Source organism: Roseateles sp. P5_E11, from assembly GCF_054049355.1.
Genome location: NZ_JBFUMO010000468.1, coordinates 1 through 4,637 on the forward strand (window position 1 = coordinate 1; position 4,637 = coordinate 4,637).

Annotated in this window: 5 protein-coding genes and 1 pseudogene; 1 reads left to right on the top strand and 5 read right to left on the bottom strand. The window is 65.6% G+C overall.

Features of this window, described 5'->3' with window-relative positions; genetic code table 11:
* The 4 genes and pseudogenes from ACXJKR_RS24740 to dapC form a co-directional block, all read right to left on the bottom strand.
* Window positions 1-111 (bottom strand): annotated as a pseudogene (locus tag ACXJKR_RS24740) (50S ribosomal protein L3 N(5)-glutamine methyltransferase); the annotation flags it as partial.
* Window positions 108-1,277 carry a PilT/PilU family type 4a pilus ATPase gene (locus tag ACXJKR_RS24745; protein WP_457325070.1) on the bottom strand — a complete coding sequence of 390 codons (1,170 nt, stop codon included), beginning with the start codon at window positions 1,275-1,277 and terminating at the stop codon, window positions 108-110. The pseudogene ACXJKR_RS24740 and the gene ACXJKR_RS24745, both read right to left, overlap by 4 nt.
* Window positions 1,278-1,279: 2 nt before the next feature.
* Window positions 1,280-2,104, bottom strand: coding sequence for a 2,3,4,5-tetrahydropyridine-2,6-dicarboxylate N-succinyltransferase (gene dapD / locus ACXJKR_RS24750; RefSeq protein WP_457325071.1), 825 nt, complete (start codon window positions 2,102-2,104; stop codon window positions 1,280-1,282).
* Window positions 2,101-3,306 carry a succinyldiaminopimelate transaminase gene (dapC, locus tag ACXJKR_RS24755; protein ID WP_457325072.1) on the bottom strand — a complete coding sequence of 402 codons (1,206 nt, stop codon included), beginning with the start codon at window positions 3,304-3,306 and terminating at the stop codon, window positions 2,101-2,103. The genes dapD and dapC overlap by 4 nt, the downstream gene beginning before the upstream one ends.
* A gap of 50 nt (window positions 3,307-3,356) precedes the next feature.
* Here dapC and ACXJKR_RS24760 point away from each other — a divergent pair, with 50 nt between their 5' ends.
* Window positions 3,357-4,136, top strand: coding sequence for a substrate-binding periplasmic protein (locus ACXJKR_RS24760; RefSeq protein WP_457325073.1), 780 nt, complete (start codon window positions 3,357-3,359; stop codon window positions 4,134-4,136).
* Here ACXJKR_RS24760 and queF read toward each other — a convergent pair whose 3' ends face one another.
* A complete protein-coding gene (gene queF / locus ACXJKR_RS24765) occupies window positions 4,137-4,577 on the bottom strand; it encodes a preQ(1) synthase (RefSeq protein WP_056202531.1) in 441 nt (146 codons plus the stop codon).
* Window positions 4,578-4,637 lie beyond the last annotated feature (60 nt).

The following is a 4,637-nucleotide window of genomic DNA, read 5'->3' on the forward strand; positions in this document are numbered from 1 at the left end:
CAGCGCCAGCCACGCGGCCTCGTCAAAGGCGGTCGAGGTGCCATGGCCAAAAAACACGCCCGCCTGGTCAAGGCGGGCGGCTTGGGTTTCGATACAGGTGATCAGTTTCAAGAGCCGCGGACGTCCAATGTGATTTCTGTAAAGCTGGCGTCGTCGCCGGCCTTTTCTTCTTTGCGCGGCGCCGTGACCAGGCGTTGGCCCGGCGCTTCGTTCTGCAGCCGCCAGAGCAGGTTGGTCGGCGAGTCAGCGAACGCCAGGCCTTCCTCTCGGGTGATGGTGCCTTCGGTGATGAGCTTGGCGAAATGCTCTTCGTAGGTCTGCGAACCCTCGGCGATGGACTTTTCCATCGCCTCCTTCACGCCGGCGAAATCGCCCTGCTCGATGAGCTCGGACGTCAGCTTGGTGTTGAAAAGGATCTCGACGACGGGCACGCGCCCGCCCGTCGTGGCGCGCACGAGGCGCTGCGACACGATGGCCTTGAGGCCTGCCGCCAGGTCGTTCAGCAACGCCGGGCGGGACTCGGGCGTATAGAAGGACAGGATGCGGTTCAACGCGTGGTAGGTGTTGTTGCCGTGCAGCGTGGCGAGCACCAGGTGGCCCGACAGTGCATAGCTGATGGCCGCCGTCATGGTGTCGCGGTCGCGGATTTCGCCGATCAGGATGCAGTCGGGTGCTTGGCGCAGCGCGTTCTTCAGCGCGATCTGCAGCGACGCCGTGTCGCGGCCGATCTCGCGCTGGTTGACGACCGAGCGCTTGTTGCTGAACAGGTATTCGATCGGGTCCTCGATGGTGAGGATGTGCCCGGTCATCGTCTGGTTGCGCATCTCCAGCATGGAGGCGAGCGTGGTGCTCTTGCCAGTGCCGGTGGCGCCCACCATCAGGATGAGGCCGCGCTTTTCCTTGATCATCGTGCCCAGCACGCTTGGTAGCTGCAGGCTCTCCAGCGTCGGGATGTCGTGCGGGATGTGGCGGAACACACCGGCGATCGAGCCGCGCTGGCGAAAGCCCGACAACCGGAAGCTCCCCACGCCACGCACCGACACCGCCATGTTCAGCTCGCCGGTGTTGTCCAGTTCGGCCAGCGATGCCGGGTCGATGACCTCGGCGATGAGCTGGCGCGGCTGGGGCGGCGTCAGCAGTTGGTCCGACAGCTGCACGGTCTGGCCATTGATCCGGATCAGCACCGGCATGTTGGCTGACAGATAGCAGTCCGAAGCACCCTTGTCGGCCATCAGCCGCAGGATGCGTTCCATGTTGCCGGCGCCGGGGCTGCTCATGATCAGGCCCGCAGCAGTTCGTTGATGCTGGTCTTGGAGCGCGTTTGCGCGTCGACCCGCTTGACGATGATGGCCGCGTACAGCGAGTAGCGGCCGCCATCCTTGGGCAGGCTGCCCGAGATGACGACGGAGCCGGCCGGGATGCGGCCGTAGCTGACGGTGTCGGTCGCGCGGTCGTAGATCGGCGTGCTCTGGCCGATGTAGACGCCCATCGAGATCACCGAGTTCTCCTCGACGATGACGCCTTCGACGACCTCGGAGCGGGCACCGATGAAGCAGTTGTCCTCGATGATGGTCGGGTTGGCCTGCAGCGGCTCCAGCACGCCGCCGATGCCGACGCCGCCGCTCAGGTGCACGTTCTTGCCGATCTGCGCGCAGGAGCCGACGGTGGCCCAGGTATCGACCATGGCGCCTTCATCCACGTAGGCGCCGATGTTCACGTAGCTGGGCATCAGCACCACGTTCTTCRCCTGAAAGCTGCCACGGCGCGCGACGGCCGGCGGCACGACGCGCACGCCGGTGGCGCGCAGCTGCTCGTCGCTCCAGCCGGCGTACTTGGTGGGCACCTTGTCGAAGAAGGTCAGTTCCTTGTCGCCCATGATGCGGTTGTCGTTCAGCCGGAAGGACAGCAGGACCGCCTTCTTGACCCACTGATGCACCGTCCACTGGCCAACGCTCTCGCGCGTGGCCACGCGCAGCCGTCCGGCATCCAGCTCGGCGATGACATGCTCGACGGCCTGGCGCAGCTCGGGCGCGTTGGTGGGGTCCAGCGCCGCGCGGTTGTCCCAGGCGAGGTCGATCAGGCTTTGCAGTTCAGCGGTGTTCATGGGAAAGATTTCGTGAAGGAGACGATGCGGCGGGCGGCTTCGAGGCATTCGGCCTCGTCGGCCACGAGAGCCAGGCGGATGCGCCCGGCGCCAGGGTTGCTGCCATTGGCTTCGCGCGCCAGCAGGCTGCCCGGCAGGACGGCGAGATTGTATTGAGCGAGCAGCTCCTGGGCGAAGCGCACGTCGTTACCGCCTGGAACAGCCGCCCAGAGGTAGAAGCCGGCGTCGGGCAGGGCCACGTCCAGCACGTCAGCCAGCAGGGGCGTGACTTCGGCGAACTTGTGGCGGTAGCGGGCCCGGTTTTCGACCACATGGGCCTCGTCGCCCCAGGCCGCGATGCTGGCCGCCTGCACGATGGGGCTCATGGCGCTGCCGTGATAGGTGCGGTAGAGCAGGAACTTCTTCAGCAGGGCCGCGTCGCCGGCCACGAAACCCGAGCGCAGGCCCGGTACGTTGGAGCGCTTGGACAGGGACGTGAAGGCGATCAGGTTGCGGAAGTCGGGGCGGCCCAGCCTGGCAGCGGCCTCAAGGCCTCCCAGGGGCGCCTCGTCACGGAAATAGATCTCCGAATAGCACTCGTCCGACGCGATGACGAAGCCGTGGCGATCGCTCAATTCGAACAGGGCCTGCCATTCCGACAGCGGCATCACCGCGCCGCTCGGGTTGCCCGGCGAGCAGACATAGAGCAACTGGGTGCGCGCCCAGGTCGCGTCATCGATCTGGCGCCAGTCGACGGCGAAGTTGCGCGTCGGATCGGAATTGGCGTAGGCCACCTCGGCACCGGCCAGCAACGCGGCCCCTTCGTAGATTTGATAGAAGGGATTGGGGCAGACGACGGTGGCGCCGGGTCGGCTCGAGTCGACGACGGTCTGGGCGATGGCAAACAGCGCCTCGCGGGAGCCATTGACGGGCAGAACCTGCGTGGCCGGGTCCAGCGTCAAACCGTAGCGACGCTCGATCCAGCCAACGATGGCCTCGCGCAGGGCCGGCGTGCCGGCAGTGGCCGGGTAGCCCGCCAGGCTCTTCATCGAGTTGCTGATGGCCTCCGCGATGAGGGCCGGCGCGGCATGGCGCGGTTCGCCGATGCCCAGCGAGATGGGCGCGAGGTCGGGATTGGGCGTGATGCCGGCGGTCAGCTCGCGCAGGCGCTCGAAAGGATAGGGGTGCAGCCGGTCGAGCCGCGGATTGACGGGGAAACTCATGCAGGCATGATAGGGCGCAGCCCGTGATCTGCAGCCTGGGGAGGCATGTGATGAAACGCTGTTGGCTGATCTGCGCGCTGCTTGCCGCAAATGGCGCAGCCCTGGGCCAGGCGGCCTGCCAGAAGGTCGTCGTGACGGCGGACCCCGAGTACCCGCCCTATGCCTGGTATGACGGCCAGACGCTGCGGGGGGCCAGCGTAGACGTCGTCCTGGCGGTGCTGCAAGCGATCAAGTTGCCCTATGAACTGCGCTATGTCGGGCCGTTCGTGCGCGTGCTGCAGAACGCGCGCGTCGGCGAGGTGGACATCGTCACCGAACTCAAGCGCAATGCCGAGCGCGAGCAATACCTGGCCTTCGCCGACACGCCCATCTTCACCAACCCTTCGTCGGTGTTTGTGCGAGCCGGGCAAAACCTGAAGTTCACCAAACGCGAAGACCTGCGCGGGTTGCGCGGCGGCGTCACGCATGGCACGCGGTTCGGTGACGGGCTGGACGAGTACATCGAGGCCAATCTCAATGTCGAGGCAGGGCCGGGCATCAAGGAGAACTTCCTGAAGCTCGACGCCGGCCGCATCGACTACTTCATTTCGCCACATTACCCGGCGCTGTCCCATCTGATCACCAGCGGCAACGAGGGCAAGTACGTGGCGCTGAAGCCCCATGTGGCCGAGGCGCTGAACTATGTGGGCTGGTCACGCCGAAGCGCCTGCCTGGGGCGGCTGCAGGAGTTCGATGCCATGCTCAAGCGCTATCTGTCCACCTTGAACGCCGGCCGCATCGTCGATGACAACCAGGACGCTTGGCGGCGCAACCCCATCATGAAACGCTGATCAGCCCAGCATCCCCGACTCAAACCCATGGGCCGGCAGGTCCACGCGCTGCGCGGGCGTCCAGCCGGGCTTGCGGTGCTCGGCCACGACATTGGTGTAGATGCCGCCGCGCACATACCACTTGGCCGTGATGCGGATGAAACGCGGGTCGGTGACCTTGATGATGTCGTCGAGGATGGTGTTGGTGACCTTCTCGTGGAAGGCGCCCTCGTTGCGGTAGCTCCAGAAGTACATCTTCAGGCTCTTGAGCTCCACGCAGAGTTCGTCCGCAATCATGTCGATCGTGAAGTGGGCGAAATCGGGYTGGCCGGTCAGCGGGCAGTGGCAGGTGAACTCGGGCACCTGGAACTGGATGACGTAGTCGCGTTCCGGGTTCGGATTCGGAAAGACCAGGATGTCCTTGCTGGGCTTGGTGGGCGGGTTCTTGGGCACCTCGCGCATCTTGGGTTTCTTCTTGGCGGCGGGGGCGGAGGCGGACTTCTTGGTAGCCATGATGCAGGG

Coding starts and splice junctions, on each gene's coding strand:
- ACXJKR_RS24745 (WP_457325070.1), bottom strand. CDS start 1,277: ATGAGCAGCCCCGGCGCCGGCAACATGGAACGCATCCTGCGGCTGATG.
- dapC (WP_457325072.1), bottom strand. CDS start 3,306: ATGAGTTTCCCCGTCAATCCGCGGCTCGACCGGCTGCACCCCTATCCT.
- ACXJKR_RS24760 (WP_457325073.1), top strand. CDS start 3,357: ATGAAACGCTGTTGGCTGATCTGCGCGCTGCTTGCCGCAAATGGCGCA.